The organism is Bradyrhizobium sp. NBAIM08 (assembly GCF_020193935.1).
GTDB classification, from domain to species: Bacteria; Pseudomonadota; Alphaproteobacteria; order Rhizobiales; family Xanthobacteraceae; genus Bradyrhizobium; species Bradyrhizobium yuanmingense.
Map to the genome: position 1 here is coordinate 1 of NZ_JADYVR010001178.1, position 391 is coordinate 391.

The following is a 391-nucleotide window of genomic DNA, read 5'->3' on the forward strand; positions in this document are numbered from 1 at the left end:
GTGCCCCATCTGGCTGAGCTCCGTCGCCAGGGCGAAGGAGCAGATCGGATCGGGGCCCGGGAGCGATCCGCAGGTGCTCTTCGTCGGCGTGGACGTCGCCCGTGACACTCCCGAGGTCCTCGATGAGTACCTCGGCCGAATCGACTCCTCGTTCATCGGTCTGACCGGAACGGAAGCCGCGATCGCGTCGGCCAACCGGCAGCTCTACTTTCCGCCCATCACGATCGCCAGCCCCGACGACAACGGCGACTACGAGGTCGGCCACTACGGCCGCGCCGCAGCGTTCTCGCCCGACAACCTGGCCCACCGCCTCTACGGGTTCGACGTCCGACCCGCCGACCTCGCCCGCGACCTTCCCCTCCTCGCCACCGGCACCTACAAGTAGCAACCC

General features: G+C 68.5%; 1 protein-coding gene. It reads left to right on the forward strand.

Annotation, left to right across the window (positions count from 1 at the left end):
- The coding region (locus I6F37_RS44030) for an SCO family protein (RefSeq protein ID WP_225154989.1) at positions 1-385 on the forward strand (385 nt) is incomplete at its 5' end.
- Between the last annotated feature and the right edge of the window lie 6 nt (positions 386-391).